Below are 26,499 nucleotides of genomic sequence, written 5' to 3' on the forward strand. Positions count from 1 at the left end.
ACCGGGAGTAATAGTCGCGCATCCGGAATGGGTTTTACCCGGCCGGGTGTTGTCCGCCAGAGTGGATGCCGGGCAGGGTCTCGGCGTGACATGGGTGGGATGACGTGAGTACGGAGAGTTTACAAACGGCTGCGCGGACGAAGGACTCGATCCTCAAGCGCGGGTTCGGTCTGCTGGGTGTCGCGATCCGCACCGAGCCGCGAGTCTTCGCGGCCGCGGTCACCGGCAGCGCGGTGTACGGGATCATGACGGTCGGCGCGGCCTGGGCCGTGGGCTGGGCCACCGACCACGCGGTCCTGCCGGCGTTCGCGGCCGGGAAGGTGCCGGCCGGGGCGACGCTGACCGCCGGGCTGCTGATCCTGGGCGTGGCGCTGGCCAAGGTGATGGGCATCATCGGGCGGCGGCTGCTGGCCGGGGTGATGCAGTTCCGGCTGCAGTCGCGCTATCGGCGCGCCGTCTCCGAGCGCTACCTGCAGCTGCCGCTGTCCTGGCACCGCCGGCACCCCACCGGCCAGCTGCTGTCCAACGCCGGCTCGGACGTGGACATGACCTGGCAGTTCATCGCGCCGCTGCCGATGTCGCTGGGGGTGCTGATCATGATGGTCGCGGCCCTGGTGTCGATGGTGCTCACCGATCCGGTGCTGGCGATCATCGGCTTCCTGCTGTTCCCGGCGATCATCGTGCTCAACACCGTCTACCAGCGCTACGCCGCGCCCCGGCTGGCCGCCGCGCAGGAGATGCGCGCCGGGGTCGCCGAGATCGCGCACGAGTCCTTCGACGGCGGCCTGGTCGTGAAGACCCTGGGCCGCGAGGACGAGGAGACCGTGCGCTTCGCCGCCGCCGCGGACCGCCTGCGCGACGCCAACATCTCCGCCGGCCGCGCCCGCGCCTTCTTCGACCCGGCGCTGGAGGCCGTCCCCAACCTCGGGGTGCTGGTCGCGCTGCTGGTCGGCACCTCCCGGGTGGCCTCCGGCGCGATCCAGGCCGGGCAGGTCGTGCAGGTCGCCTACCTGATCACGCTGCTGGCCTTCCCGCTGCGCGCCATCGGCTGGGTCCTGGGCGAGCTGCCGCGCTCGGTGGTCGGCTACGCCCGGGTCAAGGCCGTGCTCGACGCCCAGGGCGACATGGAGTACGGCACCGCGCAGGCGCCGTCGGACGGCGCCGCCGAGGTCCGCCTGGACCACGTCAGCTTCGGCTACGACGGCCAGGAGATCCTGCGCGGCATCGACCTGAGCCTGCGGCCAGGCTCGACCGTGGCGCTCGTCGGGCCGACCGGCTCGGGCAAGTCCACGCTCACCGGCCTGCTGGCCCGCCTGGCCGACCCCGACGGCGGCGCGGTCGAGCTGGACGGCACCGACGTCCGCGAGTTCGCCCGCGGCCAGGTCCCGGCACAGGTCTCGCTGGTCCCGCAGCAGACCTTCCTGTTCGCCGACAGCATCCGCGACAACATCCGGCTGGACCGGGACGCCGACGACGAGCGGATCTGGGCCGCGCTGCGGCTGGCGCAGGCCGAGCGCTTCGTCAAGCGCCTGCCCGAGGGCCTGGACACGGTCATCGGCGAGCGCGGCGCGACCCTGTCCGGCGGCCAGCGCCAGCGCCTGGCCCTGGCCCGGGCCCTGATCCGCGACCCCCGGCTGCTGATCCTGGACGACTGCACCGCCAGCGTCGATCCGCAGGTCGAGGCCGCGATCCTGGGCGGGCTGCGGGACGCCGCCGGCGAGGGGACGCTGGCCTCCACGGTCCTGGTCGTCGCCTACCGCAAGGCCACGATCGCCCTGGCCGACGAAGTCGTCTACATGGAGCACGGCCGGGTCGTGGACCGCGGGCCGCACCTTGAGCTGGTGGAGCGCTGTGCGGGATACCGCGATTTGATCACCGCCTACGAACGCGACCACGAAGAGCGCGACGGCGAGCTGCAGGAGGTCGGGATATGAGCACCGCCGTCGCCGAACTCGATGACGCCGACCAGACCACCGTCGTCCCGGCCGGCTATCAGCTTCCTGAAGCCTCCGACGGCGGCTACGCCGTCCTGCGCCGCGGCGTCCGCCTGGCCCCGGCCTTCACCAAGGGCCTGGGCATCACGGCCGCCCTGGCGCTGATCGCCACCGTCGGCCGGGTGGTGATCCCGCTGACCGTGCAGCAGACACTGGACCACGGGATCCTCGCCAAGGGCGGCACCGACTACGGCGTGGTGCGGAACATGGTCGCGCTCAGCGCCGTGGCCGTGCTGATCACCGCGGTTTCGGCGTACCTGATGAACTTCCGCCTCTACACCTCCAGCGAGCGCGGGCTGGCCGAGGTGCGCACCAAGGCCTTCCGCCACGTGCACGACCTGTCGCTGCTGCACCAGCAGGCCGAGCAGCGCGGCGCGCTGGTCAGCCGGGTCACCAGCGACATCGACACGGTCACGGTGTTCATCCAGCAGGGCGGCATGCAGCTGTTCGTCGCCGTCGCGCAGGTCGTGGTGGTCACGGCCGTGATGGCGGTGTTCTCCTGGCAGCTGACCATCCTGGTCTGGGTCTGCTTCGTGCCGATGTTCCTGGTCATGCGCAAGATCCAGGGCCGGACGGGCCGGGCGTACCGCAAGGTGCGCCGGCGCTACGGCAAGATGCTCGGCGAGGTCTCCGAGGCGCTGGTCGGCGCCGACGTGCTGCGCGCCTACGGCATCGAGGACCGCACCGGGGCCCGGATCGGCGCGGCGGTGGAGGACACGCGCGACTCCCAGGTACGGACCCAGCGGCTGATCGTCGTCACCTTCTCCATGGGCGAGCTGGTCGCCGGCCTGGTGAACTCCGCGATCGTGGTCGTCGGGGTGATGCTCGGGGTCGGCGGCCACCTGTCCGCCGGCGACCTGACGGCGATGCTGTTCCTGGTGAACCTGTTCATCTCGCCGGTGCAGTTCGCCACCGAGCAGCTGAACGAGGCGCAGAACGCCATCGCCGGATGGCGCCGCATCGTCGGCCTGCTGGAGGAGCCGCCGGACGTGGTGGACCCCGGCGAGGCCGGCGTGACGCCGCCGGAGGGGCCGCTGGGCGTCGGCTTCGAAGAGGTCGTGTTCGCCTACCCCGGCGGCGCCCCGGTGCTGCACTCGCTGACCACCGAGATCACGCCGCGCACCCGGGTGGCGGTGGTCGGGGAGACCGGCTCGGGCAAGACGACGTTCGCCAAGCTGCTGACCCGGCTGATGGACCCGAGCTCCGGCCGGATATTGATCAACGGGGTGCCGCTGAAGGACGTGGACTTCGAGACGCTGCGCTCCCGCATGGTGATGGTGCCGCAGGACGGCTTCCTGTTCGACATGACGGTCGGGGACAACGTCCGCTACGGCAAGCCCGGCGCCACCGACGCCGATGTGCGGCGGGCGTTCGAGGACCTGAGCCTGACCGACTGGCTCGACGGGCTGCCCGAGGGCCTGAACACCCGGGTCGGGCAGCGCGGCGAGTCGCTGTCGGCGGGCGAGCGGCAGCTGGTGGCGCTGGCCCGGGCCTACATCGCCGACCCGGACCTGCTGGTGCTGGACGAGGCCACCTCGGCCGTCGACCCGGCGACCGAGGTGCGGATCACCCGCGCGCTGGACGGGCTGACGCGGGGGCGGACGTCGATCGCCATCGCGCACCGGCTCTCCACGGCCGAGGCCGCGGACGAGGTGTTCGTGTTCGACGCCGGGGAGATCGTGGAGCGCGGGCCGCACCGGGAGCTGGTCGGAGCCGGCGGGGTGTACTCGGGGCTGTACGAGAGCTGGTCGCGGCAGCAGTCCTCGTAGACAAGCAGTCGATCTTTATAGATTCGCGGACTTCATAGATATGCGGAAGATCAGGCGGGATCCTCGTTCGACGGTCCCGCCTCGCCCGGCTTGTGCCAACGCGCCACCACCGAGCCGTGCTTGTTCCGTCCGACCAGGCGGACGTGCAGCACCTCCGGCGTGCCGTCGTCGGGGTTGGTGATGTCGACGCCGCCGTGGCGCACCGACAGCTCGTTGGCGTCCACCGTCATGCCCGGGCCGAGCAGGAGCGTGACGCCGTTGCCGCGTCCGCGCATCTCGATGATCAGCTCGGGCCCGCTGCGCACGGCGCTGGTCAGGTCCAGCGTGATCGGGCACCACAGCGTGCGCAGCACCAGCCGGTGCGGCAGCTTCCACCGGCCCTCGCGGCGCACCGGGCCGTGCTTCTCGCGGATCCTCACCACTTCTCCGGCCGAAGCCGCCGGCGCCGGGGCCACGCCGGCCCCGGGCTCCAGGTCCGCGGTCAGCGGCGCCAGCGCCTCGAAGGTGCGCGCCGTCAGCGCCGTCTCCACGCGCTCGTCGTACTCCGCGGGGTCGAGGCGGCCGTCGCTCACGGCGGCTCGCAGCGTGTCGATGACTCGGTCGCGGTCCGCGTCGGAGGCACGCAGCACAGGCTGCTTGGCCGGATCGGTCGACATGCGGGCTCCCCCTGGACGGCAGTGGTGACGACCTTCACGTTATATCGCAATCAGGCCGCCGGTCGCAGGAACCGAACCCGCGCGACGTGCCGCCGGGGCCGCGGGCGACAATGGGTGCATGACCGACGAAGTCGCCACCCCCGCCCTGGACCCCGCGATCGCCGCCCGGCTCAAGCGTGACGAGCACGGCTTGTTCGCCGCCATCGCGCAGCAGCACGACACCGGCGAGGTGCTGATGCTGGCGTGGATGGACGACGAGGCGCTGCGGCGCACGCTGGCCACCGGCCGGGTCACGTACTGGTCGCGCTCGCGCCGGGAGTACTGGACCAAGGGCGACACCTCGGGGAACGTCCAGGTGCTGAAGGCCGCCGCGGTGGACTGCGACGGCGACGCGGTGCTGCTGAAGGTGGAGCAGAGCGGCGGCGCGTGCCACACCGGGGACCGGACGTGCTTCGACGCCGGGGAGCTGCCGCTCGGCGCGGCCTCAAGCGCGGGCGCGGACTCGGCGTCGGCGGTGCGCGCGCCTCTGGGAGAATCGGCGGCATGACGGCCTTCCCCCCAGGGGTGGACACCCCGGACCTGCCGACCTTCCGCGAGCTGGCTCAGGACCGCCGGGTGATCCCGGTGGTACGACGGGTGCTGGCCGACGGCGAGACGCCGGTCGGGCTGTACCGAAAGCTCGCCGGTGAGCGTCCCGGCACCTTCCTGCTGGAGTCGGCCGAGCACGGCATCTGGTCGCGGTACTCCTTCGTCGGCGTCAGCACCGGCGCGGCGCTGAGCGAGAAGGACGGCGCGGCGCACTGGATCGGCGAGCCGCCGGTCGGGCTGCCGGCCTCCGGCGACCCGATGGACGTGCTGCGCCAGACCCTGGAGCTGCTGCACACCCCGCGCCTGCCGGGGCTCCCGCCGCTGACCGGCGGGCTGGTCGGGTACATGGGCTACGACGCCGTGCGCCGCCTGGAGCGGATTCCGGAGCTGGCCAAGGACGACCTGCTGATCCCGGAGCTGACCTTCCTGCTCAGCCTGGACCTGGCGGTGCTGGACCACGCCGACGGCTCGGTCTGGCTGATCGCCAACGTTTTGAACCACGACAACCTGCCCACCGGCGTCGAGGCGGCCTACGCCCGGGCCGTGGAGCGGCTGGACGCGATGACCGCCGCGCTGAACGAGCCGATGGTCAACACCCCGGTGGTGTACGACCCGGCGGTGGCGCCGGACTTCAGCGCCAACCGCACCCCGGAGGACTACCGGGAGACGGTGCTGCGCTGCATCGAGGAGATCAAGTCCGGCGAGGCGTTCCAGATCGTGGTGAGCCAGCGCTTCGAGGCGCCGGTCGAGGCCTCGGCGCTGGACGTCTACCGGGTGCTGCGCGCGACGAATCCGAGCCCGTACATGTACCTGCTGCGGGTCCCCGGCCCCGACGGCGGCGCCGAGGGCGGCTTCGACATCGTCGGCTCCTCGCCCGAGGCGCTGGTGAAGGTCACCGAGGGCCGCGCGATGCTGCACCCGATCGCCGGCACCCGCCCGCGCGGCGCCGACCCCGAGCAGGACGCGCAGCTGGCCGCCGACCTGCTGGCCGACCCCAAGGAGCGCGCCGAGCACCTGATGCTGGTCGACCTGGGCCGCAACGACCTGGGCCGGATCAGCCGCCCGGGCTCGGTGGAGGTCGTGGACTTCATGGCGGTCGAGCGCTACAGCCACGTGATGCACATCGTCTCCACGGTCATCGGCGACCTGGCCGAGGGCAAGACCGCCTTCGACGCGGTCACCGCCACCTTCCCGGCCGGCACCCTGTCCGGCGCCCCGAAGCCGCGCGCCATGGAGATCATCGAGCACAACGAGCCGACCCGCCGCGGCCTGTACGGCGGCATCGTCGGCTACCTGGACTTCGCCGGCGACGCCGACACCGCCATCGCGATCCGCACCGTGCTGATCCGCGACGGCGTGGCCTTCGTGCAGGCCGGCGCGGGGATCGTGGCGGACTCCGATCCGTTCGCGGAGGACCAGGAGTGCCGGAACAAGGCGATGGCCGTGCTGAAGGCGGTCGCGGTCGCCGGCACGATGCGGTCGGCGGTGGGAGAGGGTGCGCGGTGAGTACGGGAACTGAGAAGGGCGGGGTTGTGAAGGCCAGTGCTGTGAAGGGCGATGCGTCGGCTGCCGATCCCGCCCCGGCCCGCCGCAACAACCGCCGCGAACTGAGCCTCGTCGTCCTGCTGGCCCTGCTCGGCGGCATCCTCGCCTGGGCCGCGGCCGGCCGCCCCTGGGCCACCGCGACCGTCGGCCAGGCGCCGAACACGCTCAAGGTCTCGGCCAGCGGCAACGACCTGTCCGCCGGCGTCACCGCGCTCGGCCTCACGGCGCTGGCCGGCGGCCTGGCGCTGTTCGCCACGCAGCGGCTGGCGCGGCGGCTCGTCGGCGTGCTGCTGATCGCGGCCGGGATCGGCGCGGCGGTCTACGCCTTCGGCGAGCGCGGCACGAGTCATGCGTCACATGTCCTGGCCGACAAGGCCGCCACCAAGGGCTACGCGGCCGGGCAGGTCGCCGCGCACACGGCCTCCTGGTGGATCCTCGCGGCGTTCGGCGGGGTGCTGGTCGTGCTGGCCGGCGCGGCCACTGTCGTACGCGGTGCGACCTGGCCCGGGATGTCTTCGCGCTATGACAACGCCGCGACCGGGGCGGCTGCCGCGCGGGTCGTCGACCCCGGCAGTTCCAAGGACCTGTGGGACGCCCTGGACCGCGGCGAGGACCCGACCGGCGGCCCCGCCGCGGATCCGGCCGGCGACCCCGCCGGGGCGGCCGCGCCGGTCAGCACCACCCCGCGTGCGGAGCATTAGGCCGAATCGTTGACAATGGATGCGCCTGAATCACCTGTAAGTGCTAGGAGCACCATGTCGTCATCTTCCGGTGAGGACCACGGCAGCACCCCGGCTGCCTGGACCGCTGTCTTCCTCTGCATCATCGGCTTCCTGATCGGCGGCGCGGGCCTGGTGTTCGCCGTGCCGGCGGCGGCCATCGTCGGCGGCGGGATCGCCGTGATCTCCCCGATCGTCGGCAAGGCCATGTCCGCGATGGGTCTGGGCGCGGTCGCCAAGTAGTCGCACCAGCTCGCACCAGCTCGCACCAACCCGCACCGGGCCCGCAACGGCCCCGGAACGGGTGCCGGACCTGCGGATCCGTACGCTTCGGAGCCCGCCGCGCAGTGTCGCGGCGGGCTCCGCGTTCGTCCCACCAGAAGATCACTGGACTTCGGAGACCCTCCGGAGCCGCTAGAGTGAGACGTCGGACACCCTCCCCACCCGGTCGTACTCGGGGCGGGGTCGTCCGTCTGTCTGGTGTGGCGATCGAGGGGAGCTGACGACGGTGAACGTACTTGCCGAGATCATCGAAGGCGTCCGCCTCGACCTTGCCGAACGCCAGGAGAAGATCAGCCTGGACGACCTCAAGGCCCGGGTGGCGCGCATGGACAGCGCCATCGACGGCGTCGAGGCGCTGCGCCGCGGCGGAGCCGGCGGCGACGGTGTGAAGGTGATCGCCGAGGTCAAGCGCTCCTCGCCGTCCAAGGGCGCGCTGGCCGCGATCGCCGACCCCGCGGGCCTGGCCGCCGACTACGAGGCCGGCGGGGCCACCGTCATCTCCGTGCTCACCGAGCAGCGCCGCTTCGGCGGCTCGCTGGCCGACCTGGACGACGTGCGCAAGAAGGTCGACATCGCGGTCCTGCGCAAGGACTTCATCGTCACCAGCTACCAGCTGTGGGAGGCCCGCGCGCACGGCGCCGACCTGGCGCTGCTGATCGTGGCCGCGCTGGAGCAGCCGGCGCTGGAGTCGCTGATCGAGCGCGCCGTCTCCATCGGCCTGACCCCGCTGGTCGAGGTGCACGACGAGGAAGAGGTGCGCCGCGCGCTGGACGCCGGCGCCCGCCTGGTCGGCGTCAACGCCCGCGACCTGAAGACCCTCGAGGTCAAGCGCGACACCTTCGCGCGGCTGGCCCCGCTGGTCCCGGACGACGTCGTGCGCGTCGCCGAGTCCGGCGTGCGCGGCCCGCACGACCTGATCGCCTACGCCAACGCCGGCGCCGACGCGGTGCTGGTCGGCGAGTCGCTGGTGACCGGCAAGGACCCGCGCGCCGCGGTCGCCGACCTGGTCGCGGCCGGCGCGCATCCCGCGCTGCGGAACGGGCGCGCCTGAGCGCCCGGTGAGACGGTAGAGTCCAGCATTGTGATGTCGAGCAAGCCCCGGGCCGCGGCCCGCCGCCGTCCCTGGTGGCGGCACGTCCCGGCGGCGCGCCGATGGCAGGAAGCGTAGTCACCCGCTTCCGTCATAGCTGTACACATCACATATCACCGGGACATCTCCATGTCTGACCAGACAGATCCGCATTCATCGTCAGACCCTCGCGCTGAGATCATCTCCGCGTACGCGGCCACGGCCGCGATGCCCGACGACACCGGGCACTTCCCCTCCGACGAGGCCCTGTTCGGCGGCCGCTTCATGCCCGAGGCGCTGATGGCCGTCCTCAAGGAGGTCACCGAGGCCTACGAGACCTCGAAGACCGACCCGGAGTTCCACCGGGAGTTCGCCGACCTGCTGCTGCACTACGCGAACCGCCCGAGCCTGCTCACCGAGGCCCACAACCTCTCGGCCCGCGCCGGGGCCCGCATCCTGCTCAAGCGGGAGGACCTGAACCACACCGGCTCGCACAAGATCAACAACGTGCTGGGCCAGGCGCTGCTGGCCAAGCGCATGGGCAAGACCCGGCTCATCGCCGAGACCGGCGCCGGCCAGCACGGCGTGGCCACCGCGACCGCCGCGGCGCTGCTGGGCCTGGACTGCGTGGTCTACATGGGCGCCGAGGACACCAAGCGCCAGGCGCTGAACGTGGCGCGGATGCGCATGCTCGGCGCCGAGGTGGTGCCGGTCGCGATCGGCTCGCAGACCCTGAAGGACGCCATCAACGAGGCCCTGCGCGACTGGGTCGCCAGCGCCGACAACACCTACTACCTGCTCGGCACCGCCGCCGGTCCGCACCCGTTCCCGGCGATGGTCCGCGACTTCGCGCGGGTCATCGGCGTGGAGGCGCGCCGGCAGACGCGGGAGCTCACCGGCGCGCTGCCGGACGCCGTGTGCGCCTGCGTCGGCGGCGGCTCCAACGCGATCGGCGTGTTCCACGCCTTCGTGCCGGACGAGTCGGTGAAGCTGTACGGCTTCGAGGCCGGCGGCTCGGGCGTGGCCACCGGCCTGCACGCGGCCTCCATCACCGGCGGCTCGGTCGGCGTCCTGCACGGCACCCGCACCTACCTGCTCCAGGACGAGAACGGCCAGACCAAGGAGAGCCACAGCATCTCCGCGGGCCTGGACTACCCGGCCGTCGGGCCGGAGCACGCCTGGCTGCACGCCACCGGCCGCGCCGTCTACGAACCCGTGGACGACAGCGAGGCGATGGACGCCTTCCGCGTCCTGTGCGAGACCGAGGGCATCATCCCGGCCATCGAGTCCGCGCACGCCCTGGCCGGCGCCCTGCGCATCGCGCCGCGGCTGGCCGAGGAGCTCGGGCGCGAACCGGTGATCGTGGTGAACCTCTCCGGGCGCGGTGACAAGGACATGCACACGGCGGCGGCGTACTTCGGTGTCGACTTTGTCGACGATGGGCAGAGCGAGGGGGGAGAGCTGTGAACCGGCTCCAGGATGTGCTCAAGAGCGCGCGGGCGGAGAACCGCGCCGTCCTCATCGGCTACCTGCCGGCCGGCTACCCGTCCGTGGACGGCTCCATCGACGCCATGCGCGCCATGGTCGAGGGCGGCTGCGACGTCATCGAGGTCGGCCTGCCGTACTCCGACCCGGCGATGGACGGCCCGGTCATCCAGGCCGCCGCCGACCAGGCGCTGGCCCGCGGCGTGACCACGGCGGACGTCATCCGCGCCGCCGGGGCCGTCGCCGACACCGGCGCGGCCGCGCTGATCATGTCGTACTGGAACCCGATCGAGCACTACGGCGTCGACCGCTTCGCCGGGGAGCTCGCGGCGGTCGGCGGCAGCGGCGTCATCACCCCGGACCTGATCCCGGAGGAGGCCGGCCCCTGGATCACCGCGACCGACGCCCACGACGTCAGCCGCGTGTTCCTGGTCGCCCCGAGCTCCACCCCCGAGCGCATCGCGCTGACCGCCGAGGCCTGCAACGGCTTCGTCTACGCCGGCGCGGTCATGGGCGTCACCGGCGCCCGCGACCAGGTCGGCCACTCGGCCCGGGCCCTGGTCGAGCGGACCCGGCAGGCCACCGACGCCCCGGTGTGCGTCGGACTCGGGGTCTCCACCGGCGACCAGGCCGCCGAGATCGCCGCCTACGCCGACGGCGTGATCGTCGGCTCGGCGTTCGTGCGGCGGCTGCTGGACAACCGCGACCCGCGCACGGGCGTGGACGCGGTCCGGGAGCTGGCGGCCGAGCTGGCCGACGGCGTGCGGCGGGGGAGCAAGGCGCGGTAGCGGTCCGCCCCGATCGCGCACCGTAGCTGAGAAACCGCTAGGAAGTTCCCTCGCGGGGGTGAGTGGCACTCCCGCGAGGGTCTTCTGTGCCTGTAATTTAATGAAGCCCGCCCCGACCTGAGGCGCGCACGCGCCGACACCGTCCGAGGACAGAAGGTTATGACTTCGATGGCTTCCAAGGCCCCCGCCAAGGGCAAGGACGCGCCCACGTCCGGCGGCATCAGCGGTTTCCTGGCCGCCTACCAGCAGTGGATCAGCCTCGGCATGCGGCTGCTGCTGGCGGCGATGTGGCTCTACTACAGCCTGGGCAAGCTGGGCTCGCCGGAGAGCAACGCGCAGAGCGTGCGCGACTTCAAGATCCTGCCGGAGTCCCTCGTGACGCCCTTCGGCTACGCGCAGCCCTACTTCGAGATGGCGCTGGGCATCCTGCTCATCCTGGGCCTGGGCACCCGGCTGGTGGCGATCTTCTCCGCGCTGCTACTGCTGGTCTACATCGGCGGGATCATCTCCCTGGGCGCCCGCGGCATCGCGATCAGCTGCGGCTGCGGCGGCAGCGGCGGCCTGGTCGCCAAGGGTCACACCCGGTACACCCTGGACGTGCTGCGAGACCTGCTCTTCATGGTCCCGGCGGCGTGGCTGATCTGGAAGCCGGCGTCCAAGCTCTCGCTGGAGCGCGCGCTGCTGGGCGACCCGATCTGACCCGACCGGACCCGAGCGGATCGTGACCCGATCCGCCCTGTCCGATTGTTCCGCAAATGGGACCCCTGCACGATGGGTTCATGACGAGCTCTGGCGGCAGCGGTCCGCGACGCACCGGACGAGAGCGTGCCGCCGAGGCGCGCCGCCAGCAGGCAGCCCGGGACCGCCGCCGCAAGCAGCTGGTCATCGGCGGTGTGACGGTCGCGGTGATCGCGCTGGCCGTGCTGATCGGCGTGCTGGTGCAGAACAACAAGTCGACCAGCAACAAGAACGCGCGCAACGCCTACGGGGCCGGCCAGCCCTTCGCCGCGCCATCCGGCGTCAACCCGAGTCCGGGCACCGCCTCGGACCCCGGCGCGATCGTCTACGGCAAGCCCGACGCCAAGGTCACCGTCGAGGTGGACGAGGACGTCCGCTGCCCGTTCTGCAAAGAGGCCGAGACGTTCTTCGGCGCCACCAACAAGGAGTACGCCGACGCCGGCAAGATCCAGGTCCACTACCGCCTGGTCGACCTGATCGACCGCAACGGCGGCGGCCAGGGCTCGCTGGTCGGCGGGGCCACCCTGGCCTGCGCCGCGGACGTCGGCCAGGCCGAGTTCATCGCCTACCACGACCTGATCTACAAGAACCAGCCGGACGAGACCAACGACGCCTACGGCAACGTCGACACCATGCTGAACCTCGCCAGCCAGGTCCCTGGCCTGCGCAGCGCGACCTTCGACGAGTGCGCGCGCAGCGGCAAGTACGCGCAGTGGATCAAGGACAACTACACCTGGCTGAGCAAGAAGCTCGGCGGCAACGTCGGCACCCCCGACATCTACATCGACGGCACGCCGTTCCAGCTCAAGGACCCCACGGTCGTCCCGGGCCCGCAGCAGACCGCCGACTACAAGGCCGCGCTCGACGCCGCGGTCGCCAAGCAGGGCTGACCTGCCTGCGGGTTTGCCCGCGACCGGTCTTCACTCCGGGCCGCCGCCCCCTGGTGCCATTGGCACATCGCAGGGGACGGCGGCCTAAAAGTTCCTGAAGGATTTGGCGCAACCCGCCGCACCTCCGGTGCGTTTCCAGGCAGTCACCGCATAAGATGCGGTGCGCGTGCCCGGGTCCGAGCCAGGCACGCCTCCACCAGACGGAACCGGACAGGACTGTTAACGACGATGAGCCAGGCGAACCGGGTAGGGAAGCAGAACGCTCGTGAGCGGGTGTTGGCGGAGAAAGTCGCCCGCCAACGTCGCGAGCGGCGCCGCAAGCAGATGACCATCGGCGGTGTCGTCGTTCTGGTCGTCGCGGTGGCCGGCGGCGTCGGCATCGCGGTGTCCGCGGCCAAGCACAACAGCACGCCCTACCTGGCCCCGGCCGCCGCCGTGGTCGACCCGCAGGCCAAGTCCACCAAGGCCACGGGCATCCACATCGGCTCGGACGACGCGCCGGTGAAGATGAACGTCTTCGAGGACTTCCGCTGCCCGGTCTGCCAGGAGGTCGAGACGGCCGTCGAGCCGACCTACCGGCAGTACGTCGAGGCAGGCAAGCTGCAGATCACCTACCACCCGGCGCGCGTCATCGACAGCCACGACAACGGCACCGGCTCGCTCAACGGCGCCAACGCCGCGGCCTGCGCGCAGGACCAGAGCCAGTTCCTGCCGCTGCACGACCTGCTCTACGCGAACCAGCCGAACGAGCAGACCGACCCGTGGGCGGACAAGTCGGCCCTGCTGAAGATCGCCGACGAGATCCCGGCGCTGAAGTCCAGCGCGGACTTCCAGTCCTGCGTCACCGGCGGTACGCACAACGGCTGGGTCCAGGCCAACGCCGACAACTTCAACAAGCTGGGCCTGCCGGGCACGCCGACGATGTTCATCGACGGCCAGCAGCTGTCCTTCACCCAGAACAGCGCCGCCGCGGTCCTGCAGTACTTCCAGGGCCAGCTGGACGCGGCGTTCAAGAAGGACGGCGGCAAGGCCGGCACGCCGACCACCCTGCCGACCGCGCCGACCTCGGCGCCGTCCTCGGGTGCGTCCTCGCCGTCCAGCGGTGCGAGCTCCTCCGGCGCGCCGGCCACGACGCCGCCGTCGTCCGCGAGCAGCTCGGCCAGCTCGGCCGGCTCCTCCGCGCCCACCCCGACCTCGTCGAAGTCCTGACCGTCACCGTCTGATCTGCGCCGGGCCCGGGGAACCGGGCCCGGCTCACACCCTCTGAGGACGACCGCCCCCGATGAGCCTCACCGTCGCCCACCACGCCGCCGCCTATCTGGCGGACATCCCGAGCCCGACCAAGGCCCAGTACCACCTGGGTCCGATCCCGATCCGGATGTACGCCATGTGCATCCTGGCGGGCATCCTCGTCGCCGTCTGGCTCGGCGACAAGCGCTGGCGCGCCCGCGGCGGCAAGCCGCAGGAGGTCGTCGACATCGCCATCTGGGCGGTGCCGTTCGGCCTGGTGGGCGGCCGCCTCTACCACGTCATCACGACCTCCGCGCCGTACTTCGGCAAGGACGGGGACCCCGTCAAGGCGTTCTACGTCTGGCAGGGGGGCCTGGGCATCTGGGGCGCCATCGCCCTGGGCGCGGTCGGCGCCTACATCGGCTGCCGCCGGCGCGGGGCGAGCCTGCGCACCTTCGCCGACGCCACGGCGCCGGGCATCGTCCTGGCCCAGGCGCTGGGCCGCTGGGGCAACTGGTTCAACAACGAGCTGTACGGCAGCCACACCAGCCTGCCGTGGGGTCTGAACGTCCACGTCATGGACACCACGACCCAGACCGCGGTGCTCGGCCCGGACGGCAAGGCCGAGCTGGTCGCCGGCGGGCCGTTCCACCCGACGTTCCTGTACGAGTCGATCTGGTGCGTGGGCGTGGCCCTGCTGTGCCTGTGGGCCGACCGGCGGTTCAAGCTCGGCTACGGCCGGGTGTTCGCGATCTACGTCGCGGCCTACACCGTGGGCCGGTTCTGGATCGAGTCGCTGCGCATCGACGACGCGCACCACTTCCTGGGCATGCGGCTGAACGACTGGACCGCGATCATCGTGTTCATCGGCGCGGTCGTGTACTTCGTGTGGTCGCGCAAGAAGTACCCGGGGCGCGAGTCCACGCCGTACATGCCGTCCGACGGCGGGGTGCCGGCGGCGGAGGGTGCGGAGCCCGCGGAGCTCTCGGACGTCTCGGAAGTCTCGGAGCTCTCGGATGAGACTTCCGATGCAGGTGAGGACGCCCTTACTGAGGATGCCCTTGTTGGCGAACAGGCGGGCGAACCTGAAAAACTGGTGAAGGACTCCGAGCCGGCCGCCGATGTGGTGGTGCCGGCCCAGGACGGCGGACCGGAGACGGTGTCGACCCCGACCGGCAAGGCGAGCGAGTCCTCGAACCCGTAACGCCTGCCTGGATCGAGTCGATGAATCACCCTGACGTCTCAGTTCTCACCACCGACCCGACAACCGACAACGCCGACAGCACCGACAGCGCCGATAACGCAGATAGCGCTGACAACGCCGGCACGGCCGCCGGATCCGGGGACTCCGGATCCGGCCCGGCCGACCGTTCGCACCCGGCCTACCAGGGCCCGTCGATCCCCAAGGACCACCACCGCGACGTCAACGGCGGCTGGCTGCGGCCGGCCGTCTTCGGCGTCACCGACGGCCTGGTGTCCAACTTCTCCCTGATCGCCGGCATGGCCGGCGGCGGGGCGGCGCACAAGACCATCGTCCTGACCGGCCTGGCCGGCCTGGTCGCCGGCGCCTGCTCGATGGCGGCCGGGGAGTTCATCTCGGTGGCCAGCCAGACCGAGGTCACCCAGGCCGAGATCGAGATGGAGCGGCTGGAGCTGGCCCGGCGCCCGGCCGCCGAGATGAAGGAGCTCGCCGAGTTCCTCACCCAGCGCGGCCTGGACCCCGACCTCGCCCTGGAGGCGGCGCGGCAGATCCACCGCGACCCGGACCAGGCCCTGATCGTGCACGTGCAGGAGGAGCTCGGGGTGGACCCGACCGACCTGCCGAGCCCGGTGGTGGCCGCGGTGTCCAGCTTCGGGTCGTTCGCGATCGGCGCGGTGCTGCCGCTGCTGCCGTACCTGCTCGGGATGAGCAGTCTCTGGGTGGCGATGCTTTTGGCCTTCGGCGGACTGTTCGCCTGCGGGGCGATAGTCTCGCGCGTGTCCTCCCGCTCCTGGTGGTTCTCCGGGCTGCGCCAGCTGCTGTTCGGTGCGGCCGCCGCGGTGGTGACCTTCGGGCTCGGCGCGCTGATCGGCGGGCATGTGGGATGACGGACGTCCTTCGAGCTTAATAGTGTAAAAATCACATCATCCGGGCTAATCGGCGTTCAGCCGGCGTCCGCCGGTGGGAGATGACTCGCGAGATCAGGTTTCGAAGCAACCACTGATGCCCGCTCCGCGTCGAAGACGTAGAGCGAACGGGCAGACGCGGGGTCGTTGACGGGGATCGGCGCGGCTCCGGATCATGGCGAGGAGAGGTGCGGCTGTTGTCCGCGAAGAGCGAGGAGCTGGAAGCCCTGCGGAACGGTGAGCCGGCCGAGGGTGACACCGGCGCGGTGCACGGGGACGGTGCGGGCGATGCCGCGAGCGCTGCGAGCGTTGGCAGCGATGTGAGCGCTGCGAGCGCCGAGGGCGTCGCGCGGGCCGAGGCGCTTGACGGGGCTGAACCGCACGACGGGTCCGCGGTGCGCGGCGAGGATGCCGCACCCCACGAGGCCGACGAGCTGGCCGAGACCGTCTCGCTGCCCGCGGCGGCCGCGCAGCTCCCGGGCGACGCGCTGTCCGAGACGGTCTCGTTGTCCATGGCCGGCGCCCAGGAGCACATGCGGGTCCGTCCGCAGCCCGGCTCCGGAGCCTCCGAGGCCCCCGAGGTGCCGAAGGACGTCGCCGACGAGACGGCTCGGGCCATCGCCGAAGCGGGATCCGTCGAACAGCCCGCCGCCGAGGACGAGCCCTCGAGGTTTTCCATGGACTCCGGGAGCTCGGGGGACTCCGGGAACGCTGGGGACTCCGCGCACTCTGAGCACTCCGACGCTCCGTTCCCGGCGCGGCGCCAGCGCCACACGCCGTTGTACGGACGCGGTTTCCGGGTCCTGCCGTGGAAGCACAAGGCGCGTCTGAACCCCCATCAGCGTCGGCGCCGCAAGATCGTGGTGCGTTCGCTGTGGGGCGCCGTGCTGCTCTTCTTCGGCACTGTCGCCTGGTCCGTGGCCGGCGCCCTGACCTCCCCGGGCACCGACACCGTGCAGGCGCGGCTGGCCGAGTGGGGCCGCGACCACGGCATGGGCGGCCTGGTGGCGCGGCTGGAGCAGTGGCAGTACGACCTGAACCCGCCGTCCAAGGGCGGCTCGGTGGACGCCAAGCAGTTCACCGACCTGGGTCCGACGACCGCGCCGAGCTCGGCCAAACCGTCCAAGAGCGGCGCCGTCCCGGGCAAGGGCGGCACGTCGAGCACCCCGCCCGCGGACGTGATCCCGATGCAGCCGCGCCTGCCGGCCCCGCCCGGGCTGACCCTGGAGCCCGGCGAGGGCGAGTTCCAGGTCGCGGTGCAGACTCCCGGCGGCCAGCCGGTGGTGCAGGTCGCGCGCATCCGTCCGGACGCGGTGTACACCAGCGTGACCGCCGACGTCGCGGTGATCGACACCAAGCACAGCAGCTTCGTCCTGCACCCCGGCCACGAGGGCGGGCTGAACTCGATCATCACGAACGTCCCGAACCAGATCGACGCCGACGCCCGGCCGAACCTGATGGCGCTGTTCAACGGCGGCTTCAAGATCAGCGAGTCCCACGGCGGCTACTACGACCACGGCGTCACAGCCGCGCCCCTGATAGACGGCGCGGCCAGCGAGGTCATCTTCAAGGACGGCCACATGGCGGTCGGCATGTGGGGCCGCGACTACAGCTTCCAGAAGAACCCGGACATCATCAGCGTCCGGCAGAACCTGAAGCTGATGGTCGACGGCGGCCAGGTCGTCTCCTACATCGACAGCAGCTCCGACTGGGGCCGCGCCGACCACGGCTCGGCGGCGGTCTGGCGCTCCGGCGTGGGCGTCAAGGCCGACGGCGACATCGTCTGGGTCGGCGGCAACGACCTGACCGCCCCCTCCCTGGCGCGCCTGCTGAAGGACGCCGGCGCGGTCCGCGCGATGCAGCTGGACATCAACCTGCGCTGGGCGGACTTCCAGTACTTCCCGGCCCACGACGGCAACCCCGACAACTCCAAGCTGTACGAGGACTTCCTCCAGGGCCCGAACAAGTTCTTCGTGAACTCCACCAAGGACTTCATGGCCGTCTACCTGCGCTGACCCCGCAGCAGGACCAGCAGCGCGGCGCACTGCAGCGCCGCGCTGGCGACCATCGCGGCCCACACCCCCGGCAGCCCGAACGGCCCGGCCAGCAGGTGCGCGAGCACCACCAGCACCACGGTCCCACCAGCGGTCACCGGCAGCAGCCGGTTCCCGCCCCGCCCCGCGGCCAACGCGCCGGACAGGCTGATCACCACCGAAATGGGCAGCAGGTAGAGCGCCAGCCACCGCAGGAACACCACCCCGACCGCCACCACCTCGGCCCGTCCGGTGAACGCCGCCATGATCCACGGCGCCGCCCCGGCATACCCGACCGCGGCAACCGCACCCACCACGGCGCCGACCCCGATCACCGCTGTCGTGATGCGGTGGGCCGAGTCCGGGGCGCTGCGCGCGGAATGGATGGTCGCGGCCTGGCGCACGGCATAGAACGCCATCGAAGCGAAGTACATGGCCTTGGTCCCGATGCCATACGCCGCCACCGCCGTGACACCGAACCCGGCGACCGCCCCGGCCAACGCGGTCGCCCCGGCCATCCGCACGAGGAAGTCGGTGCCCAGCGGCGCGCCGGCGCGGGCGACTTCGAGGGCTGAGGCGGCGAGGCCGCGGGCGGTGGCGGTGGCGGCCCGGCGGGGGAGTGCGGCAGTCACAGCCGGAGCTTCGAGCACCGCGATCGAACCCCCGCCACTCCTTGCCGCGACGGCTGGCTGCGCCGAGCTGGCCGATAGCGCTGCAACGGCTGGCTGCGCCGGGCTCGCCGGCCGCGCCGCGACGGTGTGCACCTCCGCCGCCTCGTCATGTCCGATGCGCCGGCGCACCAGCACCCCGGAGACCGCCAGCATCGCCGCCCGCCCGGTCACCGTCGCCATCGCCGCGCCTCGCACGCCGAACCCGAGCCCGTAGATCAGCGTCGGGTCGAGCACCAGGATCAGCGCGTTGGCCCCCATCGCGAGCCGCATCGGCGTGCGCGTGTCGCCCAGGCCCTTGAAGACCGCGTCCACCATGAGCTGCCCGAAGTACACCGCCAGCCCCGGTACGGATATCGCCAGGTACCCCAGTGCGTCGCGCCGTGCGTCGCCGGGGCCGAAGAACATCCCCACCACCGGCCCCCGGAACGCCAGCCCGCCCGCGACCACCACCACCGTGATCACCGCGGACAGCACCGCCCCGCCCCGCATGGCCGCCCGCCGCCCGTCAGCCGCCGGCCGTGCCGCGATGAGCACCGTCGTTCCCGCGCCGGCGATGAGCACCAGGCCCAGCACCAGGTTCTCCAGGTTCGTGGCCAGCGCGACCGCCGCCGTGGGCGCCGGCCCCAGGTGCGCGACCCATGCGACATCGATGATCCCGGCCACCACCCCCGCGAGCAGTTCCACGTACACCGGCCACGCCAAAGCCACGATCGCCCGGCGGTGTCCCCCAGCGGTGACGCTCATCGGATCCCCCTCGTTTCGCTGTACCTCGAATCGAGGTAACGCGAAAAGAGGTACCATGAGGCGCGCCGCCGCCGCAACCGATAAACCGCCGCCAGCGCTGCCCCAGCCCGCCCTGCCCCAACCCGCCCAGCCCCGACCCATTCCGGAGATGGAGACCCAGGCCCGATGCTCCCGCTGGCCATCCTCGGCTTCCTCGCCGAAGGCCCCCTGCACGGCTACCAGCTCAAAGACCGCATCACCGGCCTGACCGGCCACGTCAAACCGGTCAGCGACGGCGCCCTCTACCCGGCGATCGCCCGTCTGGAGGCCAAGGGCCACCTCGAGCGCTGGACCGAGCCCGGCACCGGGGCCGCTCCGCGCCAGGTCCTGGGCCTGACCGAGGCCGGCCGGGCCGAGCTGGCCCGGCGCCTGCGCGAGCCCAGCGAGGTGGAGATCACCGACCGGAACCGCTACTTCACGATCCTGGCGTTCCTGCACCGGCTGGACGATCCCGCCGCGCAGGCCGCGGTGCTGCGCCGCCGCCTGGCGTTCCTCGACGCGCCCGGGGCCGGCTTCTTCTTCGACGCCGAGGGCAAGCCGGTCAAGGCCGAGGACGCCCCGACGCTCTTCCAGCGCGGCATGACGCGGATCGCGCGAGCCACCGCGCGGGCCGAACGTGAGTGGTTGCACACGGCCATCGCGGAGTTGGATGGCGCTGCGGGGGAATAGGGAGTGGGACAAGTCTTATGCGCGAGCCGTCGTCGTCTCGGGCCGGGGCTGTCAACACCCCTCATCACCGGGGTTCGGACACGACCGAAGGCGCGCCCTCGTGAACGTTCCGGACCACCGTTCGCGTCCCGTGGCCGAACCGGTGCTGCTCAAGATCCACAACAAATGAGCCGGTCTCAGTATCTGGAACACATCTCGGGACCGGGCGTCCCGCACTGTGAGATAGTCCACTCCCCACCCGCCCCACCATGTTGTAACCTCTGCTTACACCTGATCGGATTGCGCAAGGGCCAAAGACGTCCCGCCGTGCCAGACTGACACGACGGAAGGACAGCCCCCCATGGCATTCCCAGCCATACCGACCGGTCGCGCCGGATCCTCCCGCCCCGAAGGCGAAGCGAGCCACGCCGTGGCCGCAGCCGCCACGCCCGCGCCCGCCATCACCAGCGCCGCCCCGCTGTTCTCGGCGCTGCCCGCGGCACAGGGCCTGTACGACCCCCGTACGGAGAAGGACTCCTGTGGCGTCGCCTTCGTGGCCACGCTCACCGGGGTGCCCAGCCACGCGATCGTGGAACAGGCACTCCAGGCCCTGGTCAACATGGAGCACCGCGGCGCCTCCGGCGCCGAGCCCTCGACCGGCGACGGCGCCGGCATCCTGGTGCAGGTCCCGGACGCCTTCCTGCGCGCCGTCCTGGCCCAGGAGGCGAACCCGAACGCGCGTTTCGACCTCCCGCCCGCCGGGCACTACGCCGTCGGAGTGGCCTTCCTGCCCGCCGACGACGACGCCGCGCGGGACGCCGAGGCCCGTATCGAGGCCATCGCCGCCGAGGAGCACCTGGCCGTGCTCGGCTGGCGCGACCTGCCCACCAACCCTGAGGGCCTGGGCAACGGCGCGCTGTCGGTCATGCCCCGCTTCCGTCAGCTGTTCCTCACCGGCACCGCCGGCCAGTCCGGCATCGAGCTGGACCGCCTGGCCTTCGCGCTGCGCAAGCGCGCCGAGCGCGACGCCGAGGTCTACTTCCCCTCGCTGAGCTCGCGCACCCTGGTCTACAAGGGCATGCTCACCACCGCGCAGCTGGAGACCTTCTTCCCGGACCTGCTCGACGAGCGCTTCGCCAGCGCCATCGGCCTGGTCCACTCCCGGTTCAGCACCAACACCTTCCCGGCCTGGCCGCTGGCCCACCCCTACCGGTTCGTCGCGCACAACGGCGAGATCAACACCGTGATCGGGAACCGGAACTGGATGCGGGCCCGCGAGTCCGACCTGGAAACCGATCTGATCTCCGGCGATCTGGACCGCCTCTTCCCGATCTGCACCCCCGGTGCCTCCGACTCCGCGTCTTTCGACGAGGCCCTGGAGCTGCTGCACCTGGCCGGCCGCAGCCTGCCGCACGCCGTGCTGATGATGATCCCCGAGGCCTGGGAGAACCACGCCGAGATGGACGCCGCCCGGCGCGCGTTCTACCAGTACCACTCCTCCTTCATGGAGCCCTGGGACGGCCCGGCCGACATGGTCTTCTCCGACGGCACCGTGATCGGCGCCGTCCTGGACCGCAACGGCCTTCGCCCCTCCCGCTACTGGGTCACCGACGACGGCCTGGTGGTCCTGGCCAGCGAGTTCGGCGTGCTGGACATCGACCCGGCGACCGTGGTCCGCAAGGGCCGTCTGCAGCCCGGCAAGATGTTCCTGGTCGACACCGTGGCCGGCCGGATCGTCGAGGACGAGGAGATCAAGGCCGCCCTGGCCGCCGCCGAGCCGTACGCCGAATGGCTGCACGCCGGCCGGATCAAGCTCGACAAGCTCCCCGAGCGCGAGCACATCGTGCACACCCGCGCCTCGGTCACCCGCCGCCAGCAGACCTTCGGCTACACCGAGGAAGAGCTGCGGGTCCTGCTGGCCCCGATGGCCCGCACCGGCGGGGAGCCGCTGGGCTCCATGGGCTCGGACTCCCCGGTGGCGGTCCTGTCCGAGAAGCCGCGCCTGGTCTTCGACTACTTCGCCCAGCTGTTCGCGCAGGTCACCAACCCGCCGCTGGACGCCATCCGGGAGGAGCTGGTCACCAGCCTGGCCACCACCATCGGCCCGGAGACCAACCTGCTGGACCCCACGGCCGCGGCCTGCCGCCAGGTCGAGGTGGCCTTCCCGGTCATCGACAACGACGAGCTGGCCAAGCTCATCCACATCAACGCCGACGGCGACCTGCCCGGCCTGCGCGCGGTCACCGTCTCCGGCCTGTACCGCGTTGCCGGCGGCGGCGCGGCGCTGCGGGCCCGCCTGGAGGAGATCCGCGAAGAGGTCTCCAAGGCCATCGCCGGCGGCGCGCGCATCATCGTGCTCTCCGACCGGCACTCCGACGCCGAGCACGCCCCGATCCCCTCGCTGCTGCTCACCTCCGCGGTGCACCACCACCTGATCCGGGAGAAGACCCGGACCCACGTGGGCCTGGTCGTCGAGGCCGGGGACGTGCGCGAGGTGCACCACGTCGCGCTGCTGATCGGCTACGGCGCGGCCGTGGTCAACCCCTACCTGGCCATGGAGTCGGTGGAGGAGATGGCCGGCTCCGGCCACCTGGGCCTGATCGAGCCCGAGCAGGCCATCCGGAACCTGATCAAGGCGCTGGGCAAGGGCGTGCTGAAGGTGATGTCCAAGATGGGCATCTCCACGGTCGCCTCCTACCGCGGCGCGCAGATCTTCGAGGCCATCGGCCTGGCGCAGGACGTCGTCGACGAGTACTTCACCGGCACCTTCAGCAAGATCGCCGGCGTCGGCCTGGACACCCTGGCCGAGGAGACCGCGCGCCGGCACGCCCGGGCCTACCCCAAGCAGTCCGGTACCTCCCGCCTGGCGCACCGCCGGCTGGAGATCGGCGGGGAGTACCAGTGGCGCCGCGAGGGCGAGCCGCACCTGTTCGACCCGGACACGGTCTTCCGGCTGCAGCACTCCACCCGCGAGAAGCGCTACGACATCTTCAAGCAGTACACCTCGCGCGTGGACGAGCAGTCCGAGCGCCTGATGACGCTGCGCGGGCTGTTCACAATCAAGTCAGGCGAGCGAGCGCCGATCCCGATCGAGGACGTCGAACCGGTCTCGGAGATCGTCAAGCGCTTCTCCACCGGCGCCATGTCCTACGGCTCCATCTCCTACGAGGCGCACCAGACGCTGGCCATCGCCATGAACCAGCTGGGCGCCAAGTCCAACACCGGCGAGGGCGGCGAGGACGTCGAGCGCCTGCGCGACCCCGAGCGCCGCAGCGCGATCAAGCAGGTCGCCTCCGGCCGCTTCGGCGTCACCGCCGAGTACCTGGCCGAGGCCGACGACATCCAGATCAAGATGGCCCAGGGCGCCAAGCCCGGCGAGGGCGGCCAGCTGCCCGGCCACAAGGTGTACCCGTGGGTGGCCAAGACCCGGCACTCCACGCCGGGCGTCGGCCTGATCTCCCCGCCGCCGCACCACGACATCTACTCCATCGAGGACCTGGCGCAGCTGATCCACGACCTGAAGAACGCCAACCGCGACGCGCGCGTGCACGTCAAGCTGGTCGCCGAGGTCGGCGTCGGCACGGTGGCCGCGGGCGTGTCCAAGGCGCATGCCGACGTGGTCCTGATCTCCGGGCACGACGGCGGTACCGGCGCGAGCCCGCTGACCTCGCTGAAGCACGCCGGCGCGCCCTGGGAGCTCGGCCTTGCCGAGACCCAGCAGACGCTGCTGCTCAACGGCCTGCGCGACCGGATCGTGGTGCAGACCGACGGCCAGCTCAAGACCGGCCGCGACGTGCTGATCGCGGCGCTGCTGGGCGCCGAGGAGTACGGCTTCGCCACCGCCCCGCTGGTCGTCTCCGGCTGCATCATGATGCGGGTCTGCCACCTGGACACCTGCCCGGTGGGTGTGGCGACGCAGAACCCCGAGCTGCGCTCCCGGTTCAGCGGCCGGCCCGAGTTCGTGGTCACCTTCTTCGAGTACCTGGCCGAGGAGGTGCGCGAGCACCTGGCCGCGCTGGGTTTCCGGACCCTGCAGGAGGCCATCGGCCACGCCGAGCTGCTGGACACCCAGGCCGCGGTGGAGCACTGGAAGGCCGCGGGTCTGGACCTGGCCCCGCTGCTGCACGTCCCGGCGCTGCCGGAGGGCACCGCGCTGTACCAGACCCGCGAGCAGGACCACGGCCTGGACAAGGCCCTGGACCACCAGCTCATCGCGGTGGCGCAGCCGGCGATCCGCGACGGCGAGCCGGTGCGCGCGCAGTTCGAGATCCGCAACGTCAACCGCACCGTCGGCACGATGCTCTCGCACGAGGTGGTGAAGGTGCACCGCGGCGAGGGCCTGGCCGAGGGCACCATCGACCTGACCTTCGTGGGCTCGGCCGGCAACTCCTTCGGCGCGTTCCTGGCCCCGGGCATCACCCTGCGGCTGGAGGGCGACGCCAACGACTACGTCGGCAAGGGCCTGTCCGGCGGGCGCATCGTGGTCCGGCCGCACCGCGAGGCGGACTCGATCAACGCCGCGGCCGAGCGCAACGTGATCGCCGGCAACGTGATCGCCTACGGCGCCACCAGCGGCCGCGTGCACCTGCGCGGCACCGTCGGCGAGCGCTTCTGCGTCCGCAACTCCGGGGCCACCGCGGTCGTGGAGGGCGTGGGCGACCACGCCTGCGAGTACATGACCGGCGGCACGGTGGTCATCCTCGGCGAGCACGGGCGCAACCTGGCCGCCGGCATGAGCGGCGGCACCGCCTACGTGCTGGACCTGAAGGTCTCCCGCGTCAACTCCGAGATGGTCAACGTCGAGGCGCTGGACGCCGAGGACCGCGCCCTGCTGCACACCCTGGTGCAGGAGCACCAGGAGGAGACCGGATCCACCGTCGCCGAGACCCTTCTCGCGGACTGGGGCGCGAACGTCGGACGGTTCGCGAAGATCATGCCGGTCGACTACAAGCGGGTGCTCAGCGCCCGCGCCGCGGCCCAGGCCGCCGGCCTGTCCGAAGAGCAGACCCTCGACAAGATCATGGAGGCCACCCGTGGCTGACCCCCGTGGCTTCCTGACCACTCCGCAGGAGCACCCCGAGCGCCGCCCGGTCGCCGAGCGGGTCCAGGACTGGAAAGAGGTCTACAAGCCCGGCGGCCTGCTGCCGATCATCAACAAGCAGGCCGGCCGCTGCATGGACTGCGGCATCCCCTTCTGCCACAACGGCTGCCCGCTCGGGAACATCATCCCGGAGTGGAACGACCTGGTGTGGAAAGGCGACTGGGAGGGTGCCTCGGACCGGCTGCACGCGACCAACAACTTCCCGGAGTTCACCGGGCGGCTGTGCCCGGCGCCGTGCGAGACCGCCTGCGTGCTGGGGATCAACCAGCCGCCGGTGACCATCAAGAACGTCGAGGTCTCCATCATCGACCGGGCGTGGGAGGACGGGACCGTCAGGCCCCTGCCGCCCGAGCGCCTGTCCGGCCGCACGGTCGCGGTGATCGGCTCGGGCCCCTCGGGCCTGGCGGCCGCGCAGCAGCTGACCCGGGCCGGGCACACCGTCGCGGTCTACGAGCGCGCCGACCGGATCGGCGGCCTGCTGCGCTACGGCATCCCCGAGTTCAAGATGGAGAAGCGCCACCTGAACCGGCGCATCGAGCAGATGCGGGCCGAGGGCACCAAGTTCCGCCCCGGGATGCACATCGGCGTGGACCTCACGGGCGACGCGCTGCTGGCGCGCTACGACGCGATCGTGCTGGCGGTCGGCGCGACCAAGGCGCGCGAGCTGGACGTGCCGGGCCGTGACCTGGCCGGCGTGCACCAGGCGATGGACTACCTGCCGTACGCGAACAAGACGTGCGAGGGCGACTACCTGACCGCGCCGATCGACGCGTTCGGCAAGCACGTGGTGGTCATCGGCGGCGGCGACACCGGCGCGGACTGCCTCGGGACCGCCACGCGGCAGGGCGCCGAGTCGGTGACGCAGCTGGAGATCATGCCGCAGCCCGGCGAGGACCGGCCGGCCGGCCAGCCCTGGCCGACCTACCCGATGACCTTCCGCGTCACCTCGGCGCACGAGGAGAACGGCGAGCGGGTCTACGCGGTGTCCACCACCGAGTTCGTGGGCGACGACAACGGCCGGGTCAAGGCCCTGCGCCTGGTCGAGGTGAAGTTCGAGGGCGGGCGCCCGGTCCCGGTGGAGGGCACCGAGCGGGAGATCCCGGCCGACCTGGTGCTGCTGGCCATGGGCTTCGTCGGCCCCGAGCGCGGCAACGGCCTGATCGACCAGCTGGGCCTGGCCCTGGACGAGCGCGGCAACATCGCCCGCGACGGCGAGTACGCCACCAACGTGCCGGGCGTGTTCGTGGCCGGCGACGCCGGCCGCGGGCAGTCGCTGATCGTCTGGGCGATCGCCGAGGGCCGCTCGGCGGCCAGCTCGGTGGACGCCTACCTGTCCGGCTCGACCACCCTGCCCAAGCCGATCCCGCCGACGGCGCGGCCGGTGACGGTGTGACCGCCGGCGCG

General features: G+C 71.7%; 20 protein-coding genes. 18 read left to right on the forward strand and 2 right to left on the reverse strand.

What is annotated here, in order from left to right; genetic code table 11:
- Positions 1-104 precede the first annotated feature (104 nt).
- Both ABIA35_RS24900 and ABIA35_RS24905 read left to right on the forward strand, forming a co-directional pair.
- Complete coding sequence (locus ABIA35_RS24900) at positions 105-1,934, forward strand: ABC transporter ATP-binding protein (protein ID WP_370343006.1); 1,830 nt, start codon at positions 105-107, stop codon at positions 1,932-1,934.
- Positions 1,931-3,763, forward strand: a complete 1,833-nt coding sequence (locus ABIA35_RS24905) for an ABC transporter ATP-binding protein (RefSeq protein ID WP_370359498.1) — start codon at positions 1,931-1,933, stop codon at positions 3,761-3,763. Before ABIA35_RS24900 ends, ABIA35_RS24905 begins: the two co-directional genes overlap by 4 nt.
- 50 nt (positions 3,764-3,813) lie before the next feature.
- On the opposite strand, the gene ABIA35_RS24910 is transcribed toward ABIA35_RS24905, so the two are convergent.
- Positions 3,814-4,419, reverse strand: coding sequence for a DUF1707 domain-containing protein (locus ABIA35_RS24910; protein ID WP_370359499.1), 606 nt, complete (start codon positions 4,417-4,419; stop codon positions 3,814-3,816).
- A gap of 118 nt (positions 4,420-4,537) precedes the next feature.
- Here ABIA35_RS24910 and hisI point away from each other — a divergent pair, with 118 nt between their 5' ends.
- The 13 genes from hisI (at position 4,538) to ABIA35_RS24975 (ending at position 17,874) form a co-directional block, all read left to right on the forward strand.
- On the forward strand, positions 4,538-4,966 hold the full coding sequence (gene hisI / locus ABIA35_RS24915; protein WP_370343009.1) for a phosphoribosyl-AMP cyclohydrolase: 429 nt from the start codon (positions 4,538-4,540) through the stop codon (positions 4,964-4,966).
- A complete protein-coding gene (locus tag ABIA35_RS24920; RefSeq protein WP_370359500.1) occupies positions 4,963-6,513 on the forward strand; it encodes an anthranilate synthase component I in 1,551 nt (516 codons plus the stop codon). The genes hisI and ABIA35_RS24920 overlap by 4 nt, the downstream gene beginning before the upstream one ends.
- Positions 6,510-7,253, forward strand: a complete 744-nt coding sequence (locus ABIA35_RS24925) for a Trp biosynthesis-associated membrane protein (protein WP_370359501.1) — start codon at positions 6,510-6,512, stop codon at positions 7,251-7,253. Before ABIA35_RS24920 ends, ABIA35_RS24925 begins: the two co-directional genes overlap by 4 nt.
- Positions 7,254-7,307: 54 nt before the next feature.
- On the forward strand, positions 7,308-7,514 hold the full coding sequence (locus ABIA35_RS24930) for an HGxxPAAW family protein (protein ID WP_370343013.1): 207 nt from the start codon (positions 7,308-7,310) through the stop codon (positions 7,512-7,514).
- Between the two features lie 265 nt (positions 7,515-7,779).
- Positions 7,780-8,604, forward strand: coding sequence for an indole-3-glycerol phosphate synthase TrpC (gene trpC / locus ABIA35_RS24935; RefSeq protein ID WP_370343015.1), 825 nt, complete (start codon positions 7,780-7,782; stop codon positions 8,602-8,604).
- 168 nt (positions 8,605-8,772) lie between these two features.
- The gene (trpB, locus tag ABIA35_RS24940; protein WP_370359502.1) at positions 8,773-10,089 is read left to right on the forward strand and encodes a tryptophan synthase subunit beta; all 1,317 of its coding nucleotides are present in this window, start codon (positions 8,773-8,775) and stop codon (positions 10,087-10,089) included.
- Complete coding sequence (gene trpA, locus ABIA35_RS24945; RefSeq protein WP_370343018.1) at positions 10,086-10,895, forward strand: tryptophan synthase subunit alpha; 810 nt, start codon at positions 10,086-10,088, stop codon at positions 10,893-10,895. The genes trpB and trpA overlap by 4 nt, the downstream gene beginning before the upstream one ends.
- A 159-nt stretch (positions 10,896-11,054) precedes the next feature.
- Positions 11,055-11,594 (forward strand): MauE/DoxX family redox-associated membrane protein, encoded by a 540-nt coding sequence (locus tag ABIA35_RS24950; RefSeq protein ID WP_370359503.1) that lies wholly within the window; start codon positions 11,055-11,057, stop codon positions 11,592-11,594.
- Between the two features lie 80 nt (positions 11,595-11,674).
- The gene (locus tag ABIA35_RS24955) at positions 11,675-12,523 is read left to right on the forward strand and encodes a DsbA family protein (protein ID WP_370359504.1); all 849 of its coding nucleotides are present in this window, start codon (positions 11,675-11,677) and stop codon (positions 12,521-12,523) included.
- 228 nt (positions 12,524-12,751) lie between these two features.
- Positions 12,752-13,732 (forward strand): thioredoxin domain-containing protein, encoded by a 981-nt coding sequence (locus tag ABIA35_RS24960; protein WP_370359506.1) that lies wholly within the window; start codon positions 12,752-12,754, stop codon positions 13,730-13,732.
- Positions 13,733-13,805: 73 nt separating this feature from the next.
- The gene (gene lgt / locus ABIA35_RS24965; RefSeq protein ID WP_370359507.1) at positions 13,806-14,957 is read left to right on the forward strand and encodes a prolipoprotein diacylglyceryl transferase; all 1,152 of its coding nucleotides are present in this window, start codon (positions 13,806-13,808) and stop codon (positions 14,955-14,957) included.
- A 20-nt stretch (positions 14,958-14,977) separates the two neighbouring features.
- Positions 14,978-15,841, forward strand: coding sequence for a VIT1/CCC1 transporter family protein (locus tag ABIA35_RS24970; protein ID WP_370359508.1), 864 nt, complete (start codon positions 14,978-14,980; stop codon positions 15,839-15,841).
- 215 nt (positions 15,842-16,056) lie between these two features.
- Positions 16,057-17,874, forward strand: a complete 1,818-nt coding sequence (locus ABIA35_RS24975; RefSeq protein ID WP_370359509.1) for a phosphodiester glycosidase family protein — start codon at positions 16,057-16,059, stop codon at positions 17,872-17,874.
- Here ABIA35_RS24975 and ABIA35_RS24980 read toward each other — a convergent pair.
- The gene (locus tag ABIA35_RS24980) at positions 17,862-19,307 is read right to left on the reverse strand and encodes an MATE family efflux transporter (protein WP_370359510.1); all 1,446 of its coding nucleotides are present in this window, start codon (positions 19,305-19,307) and stop codon (positions 17,862-17,864) included. The two genes, ABIA35_RS24975 and ABIA35_RS24980, sit on opposite strands and share 13 nt — an antisense overlap.
- A 165-nt stretch (positions 19,308-19,472) precedes the next feature.
- On the opposite strand from ABIA35_RS24980, the gene ABIA35_RS24985 reads away from it, so the two are divergent.
- From ABIA35_RS24985 to ABIA35_RS24995, 3 genes are all read left to right on the forward strand, one after another.
- Positions 19,473-20,015 (forward strand): PadR family transcriptional regulator, encoded by a 543-nt coding sequence (locus tag ABIA35_RS24985; protein WP_370344881.1) that lies wholly within the window; start codon positions 19,473-19,475, stop codon positions 20,013-20,015.
- 340 nt (positions 20,016-20,355) lie between these two features.
- Entirely contained in the window at positions 20,356-25,035 is a 4,680-nt protein-coding gene (gene gltB / locus ABIA35_RS24990; protein ID WP_370359511.1) for a glutamate synthase large subunit, read from the forward strand.
- Positions 25,028-26,488 carry a glutamate synthase subunit beta gene (locus ABIA35_RS24995; RefSeq protein WP_370344883.1) on the forward strand — a complete coding sequence of 487 codons (1,461 nt, stop codon included), beginning with the start codon at positions 25,028-25,030 and terminating at the stop codon, positions 26,486-26,488. Before gltB ends, ABIA35_RS24995 begins: the two co-directional genes overlap by 8 nt.
- Positions 26,489-26,499: the final 11 nt, after the last annotated feature.

This window comes from Catenulispora sp. MAP12-49 (assembly GCF_041262705.1).
Classification (GTDB): domain Bacteria; phylum Actinomycetota; class Actinomycetes; order Streptomycetales; family Catenulisporaceae; genus Catenulispora.

Bases quoted from the DNA above. Each gene is read 5' to 3' on its own strand.
- ABIA35_RS24910 (WP_370359499.1), bottom strand. From the start codon at position 4,419: ATGTCGACCGATCCGGCCAAGCAGCCTGTGCTGCGTGCCTCCGACGCG.
- trpB (WP_370359502.1), top strand. From the start codon at position 8,773: ATGTCTGACCAGACAGATCCGCATTCATCGTCAGACCCTCGCGCTGAG.
- ABIA35_RS24950 (WP_370359503.1), top strand. From the start codon at position 11,055: ATGACTTCGATGGCTTCCAAGGCCCCCGCCAAGGGCAAGGACGCGCCC.
- hisI (WP_370343009.1), top strand. From the start codon at position 4,538: ATGACCGACGAAGTCGCCACCCCCGCCCTGGACCCCGCGATCGCCGCC.
- ABIA35_RS24980 (WP_370359510.1), bottom strand. From the start codon at position 19,307: ATGAGCGTCACCGCTGGGGGACACCGCCGGGCGATCGTGGCTTTGGCG.
- ABIA35_RS24985 (WP_370344881.1), top strand. From the start codon at position 19,473: ATGCTCCCGCTGGCCATCCTCGGCTTCCTCGCCGAAGGCCCCCTGCAC.
- ABIA35_RS24970 (WP_370359508.1), top strand. From the start codon at position 14,978: ATGAATCACCCTGACGTCTCAGTTCTCACCACCGACCCGACAACCGAC.
- ABIA35_RS24960 (WP_370359506.1), top strand. From the start codon at position 12,752: ATGAGCCAGGCGAACCGGGTAGGGAAGCAGAACGCTCGTGAGCGGGTG.
- gltB (WP_370359511.1), top strand. From the start codon at position 20,356: ATGGCATTCCCAGCCATACCGACCGGTCGCGCCGGATCCTCCCGCCCC.
- ABIA35_RS24920 (WP_370359500.1), top strand. From the start codon at position 4,963: ATGACGGCCTTCCCCCCAGGGGTGGACACCCCGGACCTGCCGACCTTC.
- lgt (WP_370359507.1), top strand. From the start codon at position 13,806: ATGAGCCTCACCGTCGCCCACCACGCCGCCGCCTATCTGGCGGACATC.
- ABIA35_RS24930 (WP_370343013.1), top strand. From the start codon at position 7,308: ATGTCGTCATCTTCCGGTGAGGACCACGGCAGCACCCCGGCTGCCTGG.
- ABIA35_RS24955 (WP_370359504.1), top strand. From the start codon at position 11,675: ATGACGAGCTCTGGCGGCAGCGGTCCGCGACGCACCGGACGAGAGCGT.
- ABIA35_RS24905 (WP_370359498.1), top strand. From the start codon at position 1,931: ATGAGCACCGCCGTCGCCGAACTCGATGACGCCGACCAGACCACCGTC.